A 17,606-nucleotide genomic window follows, 5' to 3' on the forward strand; every position below is an offset into this window, starting at 1 on the left:
GAGATAGACTTTTTCGACTTTGGCGTCGGGACGCATCATGAGGTGCGGGCTCCGGAAAAGAATCGGGAGCACAGCATCGGGGATCAGGTGGCGGCTTTGAATGTGGGGTTCATGGAGCGCTTACGATCTCTTCGCGCATGGCGAGGTTTTCCAGCAGTTGGGTGACGGCGCGGATGCGGTAGGCGGCGGTGTCGTGAAGTACGTCAAGTGGGGCTTGGGTGTCGATGAGCAGGGCGTGGAAGTCGTTGTCGATTCCGGTGATGGGCATATAGCGATTCATGGGTAAAACTCCGCAGTTCGGTTAGGGCCGCCACTCAATCGTCGCCAAACGAAAGGGTGGCAGCTGTACGCAGGTTGGCGAACCGGGAACAAACGGAAAAAACCGGCAGACCCGAAGGTCTCCCACGCACAGCCGCCATAACGCAGCTTTGCGGGTGCAAAAGATCCTGCCAAAGAAGCAGTAAGCTTTTGACCGTTTTATTCGTCAGGTCGCCAAACCCGTTCGCCATGTGGGCGACGGGCGGACTATAAGCTTCATGCTCCAAACGGTGCAAGGCGTGAGCGTGAGGGGATTTCCGAGAAAGGTGTAAGACCTGAGTCGAGCACAAGCCCCTGTGGCGAGGGGGCTGCCGGTCAGTTATGAGAAATGCACAGTGCTCGACGTAAACCCAAAACTTTCGGGGCGGGCGAGATCGCCAAGATCGCAGCCTGCGGCAGCTCCTACGGATGTGCGCCAATCCCCCGTAGGAGCTGCCGCAGGCTGCGATCTTTTGGGGACGCCCATTGCTTAACTGACAACTACCTCCAAATACCTCCAAAAGGTTTTTACAACGCCGCCAACTGCCCCTGATACAACACCGGTCCGGTCGGTTGCCCGGTTGGCGAGCCGCCTTGTGGCTCAAGGCTGACCGCCAGCGCAATCGGCGTGTCGAGCAAGGCTTGCTGCTCTTCGTTCAGGTTAATCCGACCTTTACCGCCGGCCGGCAATACGCCGAGGGAGATCGGTTTGCCGTCAGGTCCAATGGCCCACAGTTCCAGACTCCGCCCAGGCTCCAGAGCCGCCAGGGTCAGCGGCTCGACTTGCAGGTAGTCGTCATGGGCCTTGATCCGCAACGCAGGTTGCTCGGTGGCGCTGAGCAGGGTGGCGCTGTAACGAGCGTCGTCCCGGTTGTAGAGAATGCCCAGGGCAACAGCCACCACCAGCGAGCACACCGCCGCCGTAACACGCAGCCAATTCCAGAACGAGCGTTTCTCGGGCACATGCAATTGTTGCGGCTCAATCCGCGCCGTGATGGCTTGCCACACACGATCCGGCACCGGCTCTTCAACCAACGGTTCGTTCAGGCTGGTCAGGCTTTCCTGCCATTGGGCCAGTTCGCCGCGCAGGGCGGCGTCCTCCAGCAATAGCTGTTCGAAGCGCCGGCGGGCAGCGGCGGGCATCAGGCCAATGGCGTAATCGGCGGCCAGCGCGCGGCGCAGGCGGGGGGTTTGATAGTTCATGATTCAAGGCACCTGCGCAGGCGCTCCATACCGCGACGAATCCAGGATTTGACCGAGCCCAATGGCGCGGCCAACTGTTCGGCCAGCTCAGCGCACGACAACCCCTGAAAGTAGGCGACGGTGATCGATTGGCGCTGCATGCCGTCGAGGTTTTCCAGGCAGCGTTTCAAGGCACTGGCCTCGCGCGTACTGCTCAACAGCTCATGGGCCGACGGGGCTTCATCGACCAGCGCCTGCTCCTCAAAATCGCTCAAAGGCCGGTCGCGATGTTTGCGTAACTGGTCGATGGCCTGATTGCGGGTGATGTTGATCATCCAGGTCAGGGGTGCCGACAAGTGCGCCTGGTAGCGTGAGGCGTTGTTCCAGATCCGCACGAAGCTCTCTTGCAGTACGTCTTCGGCCAAGTCGCGACGCCCCATAAAGCGCAACGCCACGCCGTGCAAACGCGGGGCAACGCAGCGGTAAAGGGTTTCAAACGCGCGACGGTCGCCGAGTGAACACTGGGCCAGAAGCTGTCTGAGTTGATCGGCGTCGTCGGTGGAAATGACGGTTCTCCAGGCAATCGAGGTGGCGGCGGTGGGTTGCGTGCAGTGCCGGTTGCAGGCAGAGGTTAGTTCACGGTGCGCCGTTGTTCCATTCACGGGCAGGTCCCCCAAGGCCAACGCCGGCCCTGATGCACAGGGCCGGCGTTAGTGCTCAGCTTTTTGGCAGCAGCACTTTGTCGATGACCTGAATCACGCCGTTGGACTGGTTCACGTCGTAGGTGGTGATGTCGGCGGTGGTGCCTTTTTCATCCTTGAGCACGATGTTGTGCGGGCCGTTCATCATGATCCACAGCTTGCCGCCGCTGACGGTGGTCAGTTCGGCCTTGCCGCCACCGGCCTTGATGCGTTTGCTCAACTCCATCATGTCGAGCTTACCGGGCACCACGTGGTAGGTGAGGATGTGGGTCAGGGTGGCTTTGTTTTCCGGTTTGAGCAGGCTGTCGACGGTGCCGGCGGGCAGGGCGGCGAACGCCGAGTTGACCGGCGCGAACACGGTGAATGGGCCTTTGCCTTTGAGGGTGTCGACTAATCCTGCGGCTTTCACGGCGGCGACGAGGGTGGTGTGATCAGCTGAGTTGACGGCGTTATCGATGATGTCTTTGCTCGGCATCATGCTCTGGCCGCCGACCGTTACGCTGTCGTGGCTCATGTCTGCCGCGTGTGCGGTGGTCAGGGCCAAGGTGCTGGAAAGGGCCAGGGTCAGCAGGCTGGCGATCAACGGAGTTTTAATCGAGATACGTTTCATGGTGATGATCCTTATGGGGAGAATCGGCCAGGAGTGTCTGTCCGTGCTTGATATACGTCGGCCGGTGGCGACTGGATGCAGTGCGCGGGACATTTTTTCGACTGGATTTAAGAGGGCCTGACGACTGACCGCCATAACGCACCTCACGCTGGGAACAATCCCCGGCCAGGTCAGTCCAACGGACTGTTTTGCGCCGTCCATTGCTGGGTGGTTTTCATGGCTCAAGAGGTTGTCTCGATGAAGGTTTCTCGCGGTATTGCACTGGCTTTGCTCATGACCCTGGCGACAGGCCCGGTCTTCGCGGCCTTCAACCTGAGCGATGTGGCCAACGCAGTTTCCGGTGCGCAAGACAATCAGAGTGATGATGGGGCTGACGCGGGGGCGCCCGATTTGCTCAATACGCTCGGTTCTCAGCTCGACATCTCTCCGGAGCAGGCGCTCGGCGGAGCCGGCGCGATGCTCGGGCTGGCGAAGAATCGGCTGAGCACAAACGACTTCTCGCAATTGAGCCAAAGCGTGCCGGGCCTGGATCTGCTTTCGGGCAATAACGCCTTGGGCGGGCTCGGTGGCTTGGGTGGGCTGTTGGGCCAGTCCGGCCAGTCTTCAATGCTCAATGGCTTGATGGGCAATGTGAAAGACACCAATGACCTGAACAACGCTTTCAGCGCTCTGGGCATGGACAGCGGGATGATCGGCCTGTTTGCCCCGGTGATCCTGCAATACTTCGGTCAACAGGGCGTTGGCGGTTCGCTGCTGCAAAGCCTGGGCGGAATTTGGGGCACTGGTAGCTGATTCAACGACGCTCGGCGCGCCATGATCAGTAGCTTCGGGCGAGGAATCCAATGCTGCTGCACTGACGAATGTTTCACGTTGGGTTGGGTAGGGTGGTTTTCCTGATCGTTCCCACGCCGGAGTGAACGATCTAACTAACACTGTTTTTCGCGGTCTAGAATTCGACGTCATTGCCCCATTTCCCCAAGGAACCCTCCCACCGTGAAATCCGTCCTTGTTCTGTTATCTCTCCTGGCCCTGCCGGTCATGGCCGCGGAGCCGACCTTATACGGTCGCTATGAAAACATTAAGCTGCCGGAAATCGGCGGTGAAACCCTCAAGGCCAAAATGGACACCGGCGCCCTGACGGCCTCGCTGTCGGCCAAGGACATCGAGACCTTTACCCGCGACGGCGAAAACTGGGTGCGTTTCCGTCTAGCGACCAAAGGCGCGAGCAACAAGGTCTATGAGCACAAAATCGCACGCATCAGCAAAATCAAAAGCCGCGCCGATGAAGCAGACGAAGAAGGGGGCGTGAGTGAAGTCACCAAGCGCCCGGTGGTCGAGTTGGAAATGTGCCTGGGTAGCGTCAAGCGTACTGTGGAGGTCAACTTGACCGACCGTAGCAGCTTTAATTATCCGTTGCTGATTGGTGCGAAGGCGTTGCGAGAGTTTGGCGCGGCGGTGAATCCGGCAAGACGGTTTACGGCGGATAAGCCGGATTGTTAAAAAACCATGTAATCAATCCGGCTTTCATAGCTACGGAGCGCGTTGAGTTGTTCCAGCCGAACCGCGACGACTCCATAGAGTCGTTCGCTCCGGCATTCTTATCTCGTCTACTTTTTTCCAGCCACCAGAGGGCTCGGGCACAATCCTCTCGATCTCATGAAATTCCGGAGCCGAGAAGGTATATCTAGACACTCTCTCAGGTACGGGGGAGGTTGGAGTTGTTGAGTGATGGGCCAATGTTAAATAAGAGTAGTGCTCTCTGGTTGATACAAATTTTCCTGTTTCTAGCTTAGTGAAAGTTTTTGTTCTACCACTAGTCAATTCTGGGTTTTTTAAAAGCCTCGCAGTATCAATCTGGCGCGTCTTGTCTAGCTTCAATAGTGCCAAATATTGGTCTTTAGGTGTTTTGTCTTTTGCATACGCCGTGTGTATGTTTGCTAAAGTGTTTTTTTGAGCTTTAGCTAGTCGCTGTTCAGTAAATTTTATGCTGGGAAGATCCATGAATCCTAATTTTCTAAATATATACTTCAGAATGGTGGGAGTGTGCCCCGTAGGATCTCTCGTATTTACTGGATCCCCTACACAATACCCATACGCATTCAACCCACCCTCTCCAAACGGACTCCAACTGTCCGGGCTGTTGAAGCGCATCAACACCGGATTGAACTGCCGATACCCATTACCCAAATGATAATGCCCGGTCACCGGATCCGGCCGTTCGCCGTTGAAGCCGAGCAGGCTGAGCAAGCCGTTTTCCGGCGGGCGGTGGCCGTAGGGGGTGTAGGCGAGGGGATGAGGCTGAGTCGCGTCGAGCGCGTTCAATACCGAACGTTGTTGATCGGTCGCCAGCAGGGTGGTGTCGACCTTGGCGTCCTGGCGCTGGAGTTGCGCCAACAGCTGGTCGTCGTGTTGGAAAATACTGGTTTGCACGGCGCCCTGTATCTCGGTGGCCAGGCGACTTTTGCAGTAGAACCGCTGGATATCGGCCTGAGCGGATAGCGCGCAATCAGCCAAGCGATCTAGCGGGTCGTAGTGGTAGCGACACAATACGGTTTCGCGAGGGGAAGCAGGCATCGACTGAGCTCCGTGCAAGGTCCAAGAATCCGGACCTTCAGCATCGGAGCTTTTTCAGTTTTTGCCAACTAGCAGAACTGCTAGGTATCTTTTCGCTATAACAGTAGCCCACTGTTGTGATCTTTTGGGTGGGCGAGAAGCCGCTCAACGACAGCCTTGTTCGCTGTCATTGTTGTCATTGCGGCTTACTACCTCTGAGCGCCCCTGATTTTTTGGGCGTTTTTAGATAAGTAGATAAAGTTATTGTCCCGTTGTATTCGTTGTTTCGGTGTTGGGTTGTCTTGTGTGTAGAACAAATTCAACTCATCTTGAGCTGCTGTAAGTTTTTTATACTTCTTGGTGGAAAAGGATTTGTTGTTAGGTATGGTGATTGTTTTGGCATTCTCTATGGCACGGTTGAAGCCCTCTTCATATGATCTTAAAGGGCCACTTTTTTTGGCGAGGTTGGGGTTCTCAAATTTCTTATATGCAGGCGGGCTACCCCATGAGTCGGCTGGAAGTGACGACGATGACGCGTGTCTACTATAGGGTGGTGGACTCCCGTGGGGATCCGGTAGTGCTTTCGATCCTTTGGGTATTTCATCCAGAGATGAACTGTTCGGGGAAAGCAGATTGCTCGTGCTTCCGGCCCTCGAAGTGGATTTTTGGCCCATAGTCGTCGTCACCTCCGTTGTTGAGCGGGCTGAAGTCCTCAATCCTAATATTTTTCCAATATATTTCAGCTTTCCCCAGATACCCGCATGTCCTGTAGGGTCTCGACCAGTAATTGGTTCCCCCCCCACATACCCATACGCATTCAACCCCCCCTCCCCAAACGGACTCCAGCTGTCCGGACTGTTAAACCGCATCAACACCGGATTGAACTGCCGATAGCCATTACCCAAATGATAATGCCCAGTCACCGGATCCGGCCGTTCGCCGTTGAACCCGAGCAAGCTGAGCAAACCGTTCCCCAGTGGACGATGGCCGTAGGGCGTGTAGGCGATGGGATGAGGCTGAGTCGCGTGGATCGCGTTCAATACCGAGCGTTGTTGATCGGTCGCCAGCAGGGTGGTGTTGACCTTAGCGTCCTGGCGCTGCTGTTGCGCCAATAACTGGTCGTCGTGCTGGAAGACGCTGGTTTGCACCGCGCCTTGTATTTCGGTAGCCAAGCGACTTTTGCAATAGAAGCGCTGGATATCGGCCTGAGCGGATAGCGCGCAGTCGGCCAAGCGGTCCAGTGGGTCGTAGTGGTAGCGACACAATACGGTTTCGCGAGGGGAAACAGGCATCGACTGAGCTCCATGCAAGGTCTGAAAATCCAGACCCTCAGCATCGGTTTTTTTTCAGGCGTTGCCTACTAGCAGAACTGCTAGGGTTTTGGGCTTTGATCGTTCCCACGCGCCGCAAAGGGATAGATCGTTCCCACGCTCTGCGTGGGAATGCCTCACTGGACGCTCTGCGTCCGCTCTTGCATGTGACGCAGAGCGTCACGGGCTGCATTCCCACGCGGGAGCGTGGGAACGATCAGTCACCGCATATTCAAACTGGAGGTTGTGTCTCCAGCATCGACGGCCGCTGGCTGACCTCTGCATACCAACCGCTGAGTTTTGGATTGGCTTCACGCCAGTTCAGGTCCGGGTGGCGGAAGTCCAGGTAACCGAGGGCGCAGGCCACGCTGATGGCGGCGACGTCGAAGTGGCAGGTGAGTTCGGCGATCGCGTCGGCCTCTAGCACGGCCAGGGTGCGGCGGATTTTGTCGCGTTGGGCGTCGAGCCATTCGTCCCAATGTTTTTCCGGGGCGCGCAGGGCGACTTCATATCTCACCAGCACCGAGGCGTCCATGATCCCGTCGGCCATCGAGGCCAGGGTCAGGCGCCGCCAGCGGGCCGAGCCGTCGCGGGGGATCAGCGGGTTGCCGACGTGCTGGTGGTCGAGGTAATCGAGGATCACTCGGCTGTCGTGCAGCACATTACCGTCGGCCAGGCGCAGGGCCGGGATTTTGCCCAGCGGGTTGTCCTGATTGAGGGCGGTGTCCGGGCTGACCGGGCTGAGTTGGCTGTTTTGCAGCGCCACGCGGTTCAGTTGACCGGTTTCGTGAAGCAGCACCATCACTTTACGAACGTAAGGCGAGGCCGGGTTGTGGAACAAGGTCATGCTGGGGGTGGACATGGCTTTCCTCGGCGGTGATTAAGGCGCAGGGGGGTTAGCCTAGTCATTTCCGGGGTGGCTGGCGAGGGGAAACCCTCTCGCCACAGGCTCGGCGCCACTGGCACCAAAGTCCTTCAACTCTGGCGCGCCCGCGATCGACGCGGACGCGCTTGCTCTACTGGCCTACACCTTCACCGAATGCTCGCGATCGAGCACCTTTTCGACCAACAACAACCCCAACTCCATGAGGCTATAAATCGCCAGCGCGAGGTTGCGGTGTTTGCCTTCCAGGTCATCGGACAAATCCAACGTCAGGATGCTGGCCGAGCAAAAGGTTTCGTAGGTGTGGGCCAGCAAGGCTTCGGGATTGATGTCCGGGGCGACGGTGAAGATTTGCGGTGGACGGTCGCTGCTGGCGCGCGGCTTGTCCGATGGCGGTGGGCGCAGGTAGTGATCGAGGGCCCGGTGTGCGGCCTGGTGGAGTTTTTTCGAATCGAGGGTGTCGCAGGGCGATACGTTTGGGGTTTCGGGCGGATTGGGGGTTACTTTGAACATGGCTTAGCTCTCTAGGTGAGGCTGCAACCAGTTCGCGACTAAACGAAAGGGTGGCAGCTGTACGCAGGTTAGTCGACCGATGAGCTAAGAAACCGGCGCGCCCGAGGGCGCCCTGCGCACAGCCACCATCAAGTGCAGGTATAGGGAGATACCTAACTGATAGAAGCTTGATACACCTTAACTACAACGGGCGACTAAACCCGATCGCTGATGGGCAGCGACTGGAGAACCTTAGTGGCGTGAGGCAAGGCGCACAAGCGGGGGGATTCTGGCGGATGTGTAGGCAGTGGCGCAAGGTGGTGTAGTCAATGGAAGGCGCCCCCGGGGATCGCGTCGCTTTCTAAAACGAATGCACCTGCTTGCGACGCTTCCACTGGCTCAGCCGCTGTTGCAGATTCAACGGGCTGTGAATCTGCTGTTGCCGTGCGCGGCTGAACAGGATCAGCGCCAGTTCGGCGGTGGCCAGGGCGTCGGCGCTGGCGTGATGGCGCTCGCCGACGTGCAGTTTGAAATGCTCGATCCAGTCATCCAGCCCGGCTTCACGGATGTGCGCCTGAGGGCAGAGCAGCGGCGCCATTTCCGCGACATCGAGAAACGGATGCTGCATGCGATAACCCAAGCTGTCTTTCAGGGCGCGCCCGAGCATGTGCTGGTCGAATGGCGCATGAAAGGCCAGCAACGGGCTGTCGCCGACGAATTCCATGAAGTCCAGCAAGGCTTCAACCGGATCGCTCCCGGCGGCGATGGCGCTGGGGCCCAGACCGTGAATCAGTACGCTGGGGCTGAGCTTGTGATCAATGCGCTGCAGGGTTCGCTCGAATTGCTGGCTGAAATCGATAGCGCCATCGTCGATCACCACCGCGCCGATCGATAGCACCAGATCCTTGTTCAAGTTAAGCCCCGTGGTTTCCAGATCGAGCACCACCCAGCGCTGCTCGCGCAGGCTGCATTCGCTTAAGTGTGGGGCGACCTCCAGGCTCTCCAGTCGTTGTTGCTGCTCGGCGGTCAGCGTCGGGCTATTGGGGCGTAGCCAGGAGAACAGGCTCATAGCTGATACCGCAGCGTCAGGCTGCTTTGCAGGCGTTGGGCCTGACGCAGGGATTCACGCAGGATTCGCCGATCCAGGTGGTTGAGGCTGTCGGGATCGACCCGGTTGGAGTAGGGCAGATTCTCGCGGGTTTGCAGCTGATGCTGCTGCATACGGGTCTGCTGAATAAAGTGATAGGCCTCTTCATAGGCGGCGCCGTCCAGCCGTTCGATAACCTCCTTGGCCACCAGTTGGCGCAAGCGTTCCAGGGTGTTGTTGGCTTCAATGCCGTTGGCCAACGCCAGCAGCCGGGCGCCGTCGACGAACGGTGTCAGGCCCTGGACTTTCAGATCGAGAGTGGCCTTTTCGCCATTTTTCCTGGCCAGCACAAATTCGCGGAAACGCCCCACCGGTGGCCGTTGGCGCAAGGCGTTTTCCGCCATCATGCGTTGGAATAGACGGTTGTCAGCGACCTGATCGAGAATGCTGCGGCGCAATTGCTCACAGCCTTGCTCATCGCCCCAGACCACCCGTAAATCGAAATAAATACTCGAACCCAGCAGGTTCTCCGGCGTCGCTTCACGGATAAACGCGGCGAAACGCCGGGCCCATTCGGCGCGGGACAGGCACAACTCGGGGTTGCCGGCCATGATGTTGCCCTTGCACAGGGTGAAACCGCACAGCGCCAGGCTCTGGTTGATCTGCTGCGCCAACGGCAGCAGCTTGCCGCGGATTTCGGCGGCGTGGGCAGCGTCTCTCGCTTCGAAGAGGATGCCGTTGTCCTGATCGGTATGCAGCGTTTGCTCGCGACGGCCTTCGCTGCCAAAACACAGCCAACTGAACGGTACGCCGGGGTCGCCTTTTTCAGCGAGGGTCAGTTCGATAACCCGGCACACGGTATGGTCGTTGAGCAGGGTGATGATATGGGTGATCTGGGTCGACGACGCACCGTGGGCGAGCATGCATTCCACCAATTGGCCGATCTCACCACGGATCGCCACCAGGTTTTCCACCCGAGGCGCATTGCGGATGGTCCGCGCCAGGTGCACCAGATCGACCCGCTGCAGGGAAAACAGGTCCCGCTCCGAGACCACGCCGCACAGGCGCTGATCCTTGACCAGGCAGACGTGGGCGATATGCCGCTCGGTCATGGCAATCGCCGCATCGAAGGCGCTGTGATCGGGTGTGAGGGAGAACGGCGCCTGAGTCATGTGCCGTTCGATGCTCTGGTTGAAATCGTGGGTGCCATCGGCGACCACCTGGCGCAGGTCGCGCAAGGTGAAAATGCCGATGGGGGCTTTTTGCTCATCGACCACCACGATGCTGCCGACCTGCTGCTCGTGCATCAGGGTTACCGCCTCACGCAACGGCGTGAGGGGGCTGCAGGACACCGGATGGCGCATGGCTAGCTCGCCCAGACGGGTGTTGAGCGAATACTGGGTGCCGAGGGTTTCCACGGCTTTTTGCTGAACCTGTTGGTTAACCCGATCAAGCAGGCTGCTGACCCCGCGCAGGGCAAAGTCGCGAAACGGGCTGGACAGCGCAAACAGCTTGATAAAGGCCAGCTTGTTCAGTTGCAGGCAGAAGGTGTCTTCAGCTGCCAGGTGTTCGGTGCGGGTCGCGCGTTCGCCGAGCAGGGCGGCCAGAGGAAAGCACTCGCCGGTCGAGATTTCAAAGGTGGTTTCGGTACCCCCCTTGGCGGTGTGCGGGCGCTCACCGACCACTCGCCCCTGTTTGACGATGTAAAAGTGCTCAACCGGCCCGTCGGCGGGTTTGATGATGCTTTCGCCCGGGGCGTAAAAACGCAGTTGGCATTGCTCGACCAGGTAAGCCAGGTGAGCGTTTTCCATTTGATTGAACGGCGGGAACCGCTGAAGGAATTGCAGGGTGCCGTGGATGTTCTGCAACACTGCGGTTTTCCCTGCCTGGGTGAAGGCATCCGCTTTACTCATAACCATTACTGCAGTCTTTTTTGAATTGTTGTGGTCGGATCATCAGCCATGGTCGGCCCCTGCGCGCAGGGTGCCCATTGGACGTAAGTCTATGTAGCCGGTGCACCAGGCGCAGATGTCTTACGCAATCAGTGCGAAAAACCTTTCGTAACCCCTCTTGGAAAATTATCCGACGAAGTGCACATTGGAGGCTGGCTTAGCGATGTCAGACCACTGTGCTAGGGGAATGATTTGAAAATGTAGAGAAGCGTATGACCGACCACGATATTTTGAGTGATGCCGAGCGTGAGGCGCTGAGCGCCGTCATGCTGGAACCGGATCTGCCGCCGCAGCGCGTGTTGATCGCCGATGACGATAAGGACGCGCGTGAGCTGTTGGCGGAAATTCTTGGTTTGGATGGCATTCGCTGCGTCACTGCGGCCAGCGGCAAAGCCGCGCTGGAAATATTGAATTCGAGTAAATCGATAGGCTTGCTCATTACCGATCTGCGGATGGCACCGTGCAATGGCCTGGATTTGATACGCAAGGTGCGCGATTCGGAGCGGGCGGCGCTGCCGATCATCATCATTTCCGGGGACGCGGATGTCCGCGATGCTATCGCCGCCATGCATTTGAGCGTGGTGGATTTCCTGCTCAAACCGATCGATGCCACGAAGTTACTGGCGTTGGTGAGGCATGAGTTGGGGGTGGTGTAGGTTCTCTACCGCCAGTTAAACCGTTAAAAGATCGCAGGCTGCGCCAGCTCCTACATTGATTGCGGTCACCCGTAAATTTGGGATGTACCCCCATCCCGTAGGAGCTGGCGGAGCCTGCGATCTTTCGCTGATCGTTCCCACGCTCTGCGTGGGAATGCCTCCTTGGACGCTCTGCGTCCGCTTCGGCAGTGACGCGGAGCGTCATGGGCTGCATTCCCACGCAGAGCGTGGGAACGATGTGATCTTGCTTTCAGCGAACACAAAAAAGCCCTGATCTCGCGATCAGGGCTTTTTGTTATCTGCTGTTAACGCTTATTCACAGACCATTTTTGGCTTTGAACTCACGGCGACGACGGTGCAGGACCGGCTCGGTGTAACCGTTTGGCTGTTTAGTGCCTTCTATCACCAGTTCGACGGCCGCCTGGAAGGCGATGTTGCTGTCGAAATCCGGTGCCAACGGGCGGTACAGCGCGTCGTTGGCGTTCTGCCGATCAACCACGGGTGCCATACGCTTGAGGCTTTCCAGCACCTGGGCTTCATTGACGATGCCATGGCGCAACCAGTTAGCGATGTGCTGGCTGGAAATACGCAGGGTGGCACGGTCTTCCATCAGGCCGACGTCGTTGATGTCCGGCACTTTCGAGCAACCAACGCCTTGGTCGATCCAGCGCACCACGTAACCGAGGATGCCTTGGGCGTTGTTGTCCAGTTCGTTCTGGATTTCTTCGGCCGACCAGTGGGTGTTGCTCGCCAACGGGATGGTCAGGATATCGTCGATCGATGCGCGACCACGCTTGGCCAGTTCGGCCTGGCGGGCAAACACGTCGACCTTGTGGTAGTGCAGTGCGTGCAATGCAGCGGCGGTCGGCGATGGCACCCAGGCGGTGTTGGCACCGGCCAGCGGGTGAGCGATTTTCTGCTCGAGCATCGCGGCCATCAGGTCGGGCATGGCCCACATACCTTTACCGATCTGGGCGCGACCTTGCAGGCCGGTGCTCAAACCGATATCGACGTTCCAGTTCTCGTAGGCGCCGATCCATTTCTCAGCCTTCATGGCCGCTTTGCGCACCATCGCGCCAGCTTCCATGGAGGTGTGGATTTCGTCACCCGTGCGGTCGAGGAAGCCGGTGTTGATGAACACCACGCGCTCGCTGGCCGCCTTGATGCACGCCTTGAGGTTGACCGTGGTACGCCGCTCTTCGTCCATGATGCCGACTTTGAGGGTGTTGCGCGGCAGTTCGAGGACATCTTCGATGCGACCGAACAACTCGTTGGTGAACGCCGCTTCTTCAGGGCCGTGCATTTTCGGTTTAACGATGTAGACCGAACCGGTGCGGCTGTTTTTGCGCGAGTTGTTGCCGTTGAGGCTGTGAATCGCTGCGAGGCTGGTGACCAGACCGTCGAGAATCCCTTCCGGCACTTCGTTGCCGTCTTTGTCGAGAATCGCGTCGATGGTCATCAAATGGCCAACGTTACGCACAAACAACAGGGAACGGCCATGCAGGCTCAGTTCGCTGCCGTCGAGCGCGGTGTAGCGGCGGTCGGCGTTCATGGTGCGAGTGAAGGTCTTGCCACCCTTGGACACGTCTTCAGACAGGTCGCCCTTCATCAGGCCGAGCCAGTTGCGATAGATCACCACTTTGTCATCGGCATCGACCGCAGCGACCGAGTCTTCGCAGTCCATGATGGTGGTCAGCGCGGCTTCCATCAGCAGGTCTTTGACACCGGCAGGGTCGGTCTGGCCGACCGGGGTGCTGGCGTCGATCTGGATTTCGAAGTGCAGACCGTTGTTTTTCAGCAGGATTGCGGTCGGTGCAGCGGCGTCGCCGTGGAAGGCGATCAGTTGTGCGTCGTTGCGTAAGCCAGTGTTGCTGCCGCCTTTGAGGCTGACCACCAGTTTGCCGTCGACGATCTTGTAGCCGGTGGAGTCGACGTGAGAGCCGGCCGCCAATGGCACCGCTTCGTCGAGGAAGGCGCGGGCGAAGGCGATAACTTTGTCGCCACGAACCTTGTTGTAGCCTTTGCCTTTTTCTGCACCGTCAGCTTCGCTGATGGCGTCAGTGCCGTACAACGCGTCGTACAGCGAACCCCAGCGGGCGTTCGAGGCGTTGAGGGCGAAACGGGCATTCATCACCGGGACGACCAGTTGTGGACCGGCCATGCGGGCGATTTCGTCGTCGACGTTTTGTGTCGTCGCCTGGAAATCCGCCGCTTCTGGCAGCAGATAACCGATGTCTTGCAGAAAGGCTTTATAGGCCACGGCGTCATGCGCCTGACCTGCACGAGACTGGTGCCAGGCATCGATTCGCGCCTGGAGGTCGTCGCGTTTGGCGAGTAGGGCTTTGTTCTTCGGTGCCAGGTCATGAATGACCTTGTCGGCACCGCCCCAGAACTTATCGGCGGTGAGGCCGGTACCGGGAATGGCTTCGTTGTTCACGAAGTCGAACAGGACTTTGGCGACCTGCAGGCCACCGACTTGAACGTGTTCAGTCATTGCTTGCCTCACTCTGCTCAGCTATTTCGCTTTTCAGCTCTTCAATTTAACAATGAAGCCTCTGGCCATTTAAACCACAAACCCCTGCACCAGTACATGCCATTGCGGGCGGCTGGGTAGGTCCAATCAACGGCTTGAAGCCTTGCTGACGGGGCTTTCGGGGTTGCGATGGCGCCTTGGCAGACATCGATCCAACGTTTATGTAGTGCGCGCTGCGGCATACTACATGATGAATTGCGGTTGTGAAAATTAGACTAAATACGTCGTTTAGCGACTTAAGCCAGCTGTCTGGTCACGCTGGGGGACGGGATGTTCTCAAAAAACTATTGGATTGTTCCAGATAAATATAAGAACGGTACACGATTTGTTTTTCTGCACGACCATCGGCGGTGTCTCTATTCGCGGGCAAGCCCGCTCCCACAGGTCTTGTGCAATCCTTGTGGGAGCGGGCTTGCCCGCGAAGACGTCAGTCAATTAAGCGCAGAATAAAGGCTTGCCTATACTTCCCCTTCTATAACAAAAGTCATGACAAGAGGGCTGTGCCATGGACCACCTCGTACTTACCGTATTCGCCCCGGATAAAGCCGGCCAGGTCGAGCGCATTGCCCAATGCATCGCCGAGCATGGCGGGAACTGGCTGGAAAGCCGCATGTCGCGTATGGCCGGGCAATTTGCCGGGATTTTGCGGGTCGGGGTGCCGGCCGAGGCCTATGACGAACTGGTGGATGCGCTGCAAGGGCTGTCCGCGCATGGCATCCGAGTGCTGATCGCCGAGAGCGGTATCGAACAATCCTGCACCTGGAAACCGATCGCCATGGAGTTGGTAGGCAATGACCGGCCGGGGATTGTGCGCGACATCACGCGATTGTTGACCGAGCAAGGCGTCAACCTGGAACGGTTGGTCACTGATGTGCGTCCGGCCCCGATGAGCAGCGAGCCGCTGTTCCACGCCGAAGCCATTCTGGCGGTGCCGTTGACCTTGTCCCTGGATGTATTGCAGGCGCGCCTGGAGACCTTGGCAGATGATTTGATGGTCGAGTTGGTGTTGCGCAGCGAGGTGTAAACCAGAAGAAACAGGTTATCCAAGTAAAACGTGCACCTGCCTGTGGATAACCTGTAGAGATACACCGCAGGCCCAAGCTGGCCGGGGCTCATCAGGATCTGAGCAAAAAACGAACAGTTTCAAGGGCTTGTGCACAAACGGCGGGGATCACACTGTGGATAACCTTGGGAAGGATGCTTGCAGGCCATGTGAATCATGGCCTGCAGATCTTTGTACGTTTTTTGATCAGGCGCGTCGACGCAGACTGAACCAGGCATCCACGCTGTAAATCGCCAGGCCTGCCCAAATAAACACGAATGCAATCAAGGTGCTGGAAGACAGATGCTCGCCAAACAACAGCACGGCCTGCGATAGCACCAGGGTCGGCGCTATGTATTGCAGGAAGCCCAGGGTGGTATAGGGCAGGTGCCGTGCAGCCGCGTTGAAGGACACCAGCGGCACCAGCGTGATCGGCCCTGCGGCCACCAGCCACCAGGCTTCAGAGGTGGTCCAGAACGCAGCCTGAGCACTGGTCGCTACCGGATTGAGCAGCAACCAGCCCAGGGCAATCGGCACCAGCATCCAGGTTTCCACCACCAGCCCGGGCAAGGCCTTGACCGGTGCTTGCTTGCGGATCAACCCGTAGAAGCCGAAGGTCAGTGCCAGTATCAGCGATACCCATGGCAAGCTACCGACTTGCCAGACTTGCTGCGCCACTCCAACGGTCGCCAACCCCACCGCCAGCCACTGCATGCGCCGCAGACGCTCGCCGAGCAACAGCATGCCCAACAGCACGTTCACCAGTGGATTGATGTAGTAGCCGAGGCTGGCTTCGAGCATGCGGCCGTTATTCACCGACCACACATAGGTCAGCCAGTTGGCCGCGATCAGCGTGCCGCTTAACGCCAGAATCGCCAGCCGGCGCGGGTTTTCACGCAGTTCGCGCCACCAGCCCGGATGCTTCCAGACCAATAGCAACAGTGAGCCGAACAATGCGGACCAGAGCACCCGGTGAACGATGATTTCCACCGCTGGCACGCTGGCGATGGCTTTGAAGTAGAGCGGGAACAGTCCCCAGATGATGTAGGCGGTCAGGCCTAGAACGTACCCGCGACGCGGGTTGGCGGCTTGCATGCAGAATCCTTGCTTAGGCAGCTAACAAAGCAGTGATTGTAGGGCGGTTGTATAGATGTGTCGTGCCCGAAAAGCAAAGATCGCAGCCTGCGGCAGCTCCTACGCTGACGGGGTACAACCGCGAAATGACGGGTGTACACGATTCTGTAGGAGCTGCCGCAGGCTGCGATCTTTTGATCTTGAAATCAGAACAATTTCAAAGGTTCTTCGTTTAACGCAGAAAGCTGCTCGCGCAATGCCAGCACCTGATCGCCCCAATACCGTTCGGTGCCGAACCACGGGAAGCTGCGGGGGAACGCCGGGTCATCCCAGCGACGGGCCAGCCAAGCGCTGTAGTGCATCAGACGCAGAGCGCGCAACGGTTCGATCAGCGCCAGTTCACGCGGGTCGAAGTCATGGAACTCGCTGTAGCCGTCCATCAGTTCCGACAACTGGCCCAGACATTCCTGACGGTCACCGGCGAGCATCATCCACAGATCCTGCACTGCCGGGCCCATGCGGCAGTCATCGAGGTCGACGATGTGGAACATTTCATCGCGGCACATCATGTTGCCGGGGTGGCAGTCGCCGTGCATGCGGATGTTCTGATGGGGCGTGGCCTTGTAGACCTCTTCCACTCGCTTGAGCAGATCCCGGGCGACTGACTCGTAGGCCGGGAGCAAGCTGCGAGGAACGAAATTACCTTCGAGCAAGGTAGTCAGCGAGTCATGGCCGAAGTTCTTCACGCCGAGCGCTTCACGGTGTTCGAACGGACGGGTGGCGCCGACCGCGTGCAAGCGGCCGAGCAATTGCCCGAGGCGATACAACTGATCCAGGTTGCCGGGCTCTGGCGCACGGCCGCCACGACGAGGGAACAGAGTGAAGCGGAAACCAGCGTGTTCGAACAGGCTTTCGCCGTTGTGGATCATTGGCGCGACCACGGGGACATCGCACTCGGCGAGTTCGAAGGTGAAGCGGTGTTCTTCGAGGATCGCCTCGTTGGTCCAACGCTGTGGGCGGTAGAACTTGGCGATCAGCGGTTCGGAGTCTTCGATGCCCACCTGGTAGACGCGGTTTTCGTAGCTGTTGAGCGCAAGAATGCGGGCGTCGCTGAGAAACCCGATGCTTTCAACAGCATCGAGTACCAGGTCGGGTGTAAGGGTTTCAAACGGATGGGCCATGCTGACTCCTGCGCGCAGCAGGCTGCCGCGTCCGGCCAAACATGGTAGCGCAG

General features: G+C 58.4%; 17 protein-coding genes. 4 read left to right on the forward strand and 13 right to left on the reverse strand.

The genetic code is table 11. The features are described 5' to 3' along the window. Positions 1-109 precede the first annotated feature (109 nt). The 4 genes from ACN1C3_RS29915 to ACN1C3_RS29930 form a co-directional block, all read right to left on the reverse strand. A complete protein-coding gene (locus ACN1C3_RS29915; protein WP_419119384.1) occupies positions 110-280 on the reverse strand; it encodes a hypothetical protein in 171 nt (56 codons plus the stop codon). 545 nt (positions 281-825) lie between these two features. Continuing rightward, positions 826-1,500 (reverse strand): anti-sigma factor, encoded by a 675-nt coding sequence (locus tag ACN1C3_RS29920; RefSeq protein ID WP_419119324.1) that lies wholly within the window; start codon positions 1,498-1,500, stop codon positions 826-828. After that, entirely contained in the window at positions 1,497-2,141 is a 645-nt protein-coding gene (locus ACN1C3_RS29925) for an RNA polymerase sigma factor (RefSeq protein WP_419119325.1), read from the reverse strand. Before ACN1C3_RS29925 ends, ACN1C3_RS29920 begins: the two co-directional genes overlap by 4 nt. 55 nt (positions 2,142-2,196) lie before the next feature. Beyond that, a complete protein-coding gene (locus ACN1C3_RS29930) occupies positions 2,197-2,790 on the reverse strand; it encodes a fasciclin domain-containing protein (protein WP_419119326.1) in 594 nt (197 codons plus the stop codon). 237 nt (positions 2,791-3,027) lie between these two features. Here ACN1C3_RS29930 and ACN1C3_RS29935 point away from each other — a divergent pair, with 237 nt between their 5' ends. Then, a complete protein-coding gene (locus tag ACN1C3_RS29935) occupies positions 3,028-3,582 on the forward strand; it encodes a DUF2780 domain-containing protein (protein ID WP_419119327.1) in 555 nt (184 codons plus the stop codon). Between the two features lie 201 nt (positions 3,583-3,783). Next, on the forward strand, positions 3,784-4,290 hold the full coding sequence (locus ACN1C3_RS29940; protein WP_419119328.1) for an ATP-dependent zinc protease: 507 nt from the start codon (positions 3,784-3,786) through the stop codon (positions 4,288-4,290). Between the two features lie 30 nt (positions 4,291-4,320). On the opposite strand, the gene ACN1C3_RS29945 is transcribed toward ACN1C3_RS29940, so the two are convergent. From ACN1C3_RS29945 to ACN1C3_RS29970, 6 genes are all read right to left on the reverse strand, one after another. After that, a complete protein-coding gene (locus ACN1C3_RS29945; protein ID WP_419119329.1) occupies positions 4,321-5,364 on the reverse strand; it encodes an RHS repeat-associated core domain-containing protein in 1,044 nt (347 codons plus the stop codon). Positions 5,365-5,552: 188 nt separating this feature from the next. Beyond that, the gene (locus ACN1C3_RS29950) at positions 5,553-6,635 is read right to left on the reverse strand and encodes an RHS repeat-associated core domain-containing protein (RefSeq protein ID WP_419119330.1); all 1,083 of its coding nucleotides are present in this window, start codon (positions 6,633-6,635) and stop codon (positions 5,553-5,555) included. A 250-nt stretch (positions 6,636-6,885) separates the two neighbouring features. Then, positions 6,886-7,515 carry a glutathione S-transferase gene (locus ACN1C3_RS29955; protein WP_419119331.1) on the reverse strand — a complete coding sequence of 210 codons (630 nt, stop codon included), beginning with the start codon at positions 7,513-7,515 and terminating at the stop codon, positions 6,886-6,888. Between the two features lie 162 nt (positions 7,516-7,677). Continuing rightward, positions 7,678-8,049, reverse strand: coding sequence for a DUF6124 family protein (locus ACN1C3_RS29960; RefSeq protein WP_419119332.1), 372 nt, complete (start codon positions 8,047-8,049; stop codon positions 7,678-7,680). A gap of 340 nt (positions 8,050-8,389) precedes the next feature. After that, positions 8,390-9,097 carry a PolC-type DNA polymerase III gene (locus ACN1C3_RS29965; RefSeq protein ID WP_419119333.1) on the reverse strand — a complete coding sequence of 236 codons (708 nt, stop codon included), beginning with the start codon at positions 9,095-9,097 and terminating at the stop codon, positions 8,390-8,392. Continuing rightward, entirely contained in the window at positions 9,094-11,034 is a 1,941-nt protein-coding gene (locus tag ACN1C3_RS29970) for a putative nucleotidyltransferase substrate binding domain-containing protein (RefSeq protein ID WP_419119334.1), read from the reverse strand. Before ACN1C3_RS29970 ends, ACN1C3_RS29965 begins: the two co-directional genes overlap by 4 nt. A 245-nt stretch (positions 11,035-11,279) precedes the next feature. Here ACN1C3_RS29970 and ACN1C3_RS29975 point away from each other — a divergent pair, with 245 nt between their 5' ends. Continuing rightward, positions 11,280-11,723: a response regulator gene (locus ACN1C3_RS29975; protein ID WP_419119335.1), complete on the forward strand. Its 444-nt coding sequence runs from the start codon at positions 11,280-11,282 to the stop codon at positions 11,721-11,723. A 316-nt stretch (positions 11,724-12,039) separates the two neighbouring features. Here the strand turns inward: ACN1C3_RS29975 and ACN1C3_RS29980 are convergent, their stop codons facing one another. Then, positions 12,040-14,217, reverse strand: coding sequence for a malate synthase G (locus tag ACN1C3_RS29980; RefSeq protein ID WP_419119336.1), 2,178 nt, complete (start codon positions 14,215-14,217; stop codon positions 12,040-12,042). Between the two features lie 544 nt (positions 14,218-14,761). Between ACN1C3_RS29980 and ACN1C3_RS29985 the strand changes: the two genes are divergently transcribed. Beyond that, positions 14,762-15,280: a glycine cleavage system protein R gene (locus ACN1C3_RS29985; protein ID WP_419119337.1), complete on the forward strand. Its 519-nt coding sequence runs from the start codon at positions 14,762-14,764 to the stop codon at positions 15,278-15,280. A 225-nt stretch (positions 15,281-15,505) separates the two neighbouring features. Here ACN1C3_RS29985 and rarD read toward each other — a convergent pair whose 3' ends face one another. Then, positions 15,506-16,393 (reverse strand): EamA family transporter RarD, encoded by an 888-nt coding sequence (gene rarD, locus ACN1C3_RS29990; RefSeq protein WP_419119338.1) that lies wholly within the window; start codon positions 16,391-16,393, stop codon positions 15,506-15,508. Positions 16,394-16,578: 185 nt separating this feature from the next. Beyond that, positions 16,579-17,553, reverse strand: a complete 975-nt coding sequence (locus ACN1C3_RS29995) for a serine/threonine protein kinase (protein WP_419119339.1) — start codon at positions 17,551-17,553, stop codon at positions 16,579-16,581. Positions 17,554-17,606 lie beyond the last annotated feature (53 nt).

This window comes from Pseudomonas sp. H11T01, from assembly GCF_048515765.1.
Classification (GTDB): Bacteria; Pseudomonadota; Gammaproteobacteria; order Pseudomonadales; family Pseudomonadaceae; genus Aquipseudomonas.

Excerpts from the sequence above, each read along its gene's own strand:
- ACN1C3_RS29945 (WP_419119329.1), bottom strand. The coding sequence starts at position 5,364 with ATGCCTGCTTCCCCTCGCGAAACCGTATTGTGTCGCTACCACTACGAC.
- ACN1C3_RS29930 (WP_419119326.1), bottom strand. The coding sequence starts at position 2,790 with ATGAAACGTATCTCGATTAAAACTCCGTTGATCGCCAGCCTGCTGACC.
- ACN1C3_RS29980 (WP_419119336.1), bottom strand. The coding sequence starts at position 14,217 with ATGACTGAACACGTTCAAGTCGGTGGCCTGCAGGTCGCCAAAGTCCTG.
- ACN1C3_RS29920 (WP_419119324.1), bottom strand. The coding sequence starts at position 1,500 with ATGAACTATCAAACCCCCCGCCTGCGCCGCGCGCTGGCCGCCGATTAC.
- ACN1C3_RS29935 (WP_419119327.1), top strand. The coding sequence starts at position 3,028 with ATGAAGGTTTCTCGCGGTATTGCACTGGCTTTGCTCATGACCCTGGCG.
- ACN1C3_RS29915 (WP_419119384.1), bottom strand. The coding sequence starts at position 280 with ATGAATCGCTATATGCCCATCACCGGAATCGACAACGACTTCCACGCC.
- ACN1C3_RS29995 (WP_419119339.1), bottom strand. The coding sequence starts at position 17,553 with ATGGCCCATCCGTTTGAAACCCTTACACCCGACCTGGTACTCGATGCT.
- ACN1C3_RS29950 (WP_419119330.1), bottom strand. The coding sequence starts at position 6,635 with ATGCCTGTTTCCCCTCGCGAAACCGTATTGTGTCGCTACCACTACGAC.
- ACN1C3_RS29955 (WP_419119331.1), bottom strand. The coding sequence starts at position 7,515 with ATGTCCACCCCCAGCATGACCTTGTTCCACAACCCGGCCTCGCCTTAC.
- ACN1C3_RS29985 (WP_419119337.1), top strand. The coding sequence starts at position 14,762 with ATGGACCACCTCGTACTTACCGTATTCGCCCCGGATAAAGCCGGCCAG.
- ACN1C3_RS29960 (WP_419119332.1), bottom strand. The coding sequence starts at position 8,049 with ATGTTCAAAGTAACCCCCAATCCGCCCGAAACCCCAAACGTATCGCCC.
- ACN1C3_RS29965 (WP_419119333.1), bottom strand. The coding sequence starts at position 9,097 with ATGAGCCTGTTCTCCTGGCTACGCCCCAATAGCCCGACGCTGACCGCC.
- ACN1C3_RS29970 (WP_419119334.1), bottom strand. The coding sequence starts at position 11,034 with ATGGTTATGAGTAAAGCGGATGCCTTCACCCAGGCAGGGAAAACCGCA.
- ACN1C3_RS29975 (WP_419119335.1), top strand. The coding sequence starts at position 11,280 with ATGACCGACCACGATATTTTGAGTGATGCCGAGCGTGAGGCGCTGAGC.
- rarD (WP_419119338.1), bottom strand. The coding sequence starts at position 16,393 with ATGCAAGCCGCCAACCCGCGTCGCGGGTACGTTCTAGGCCTGACCGCC.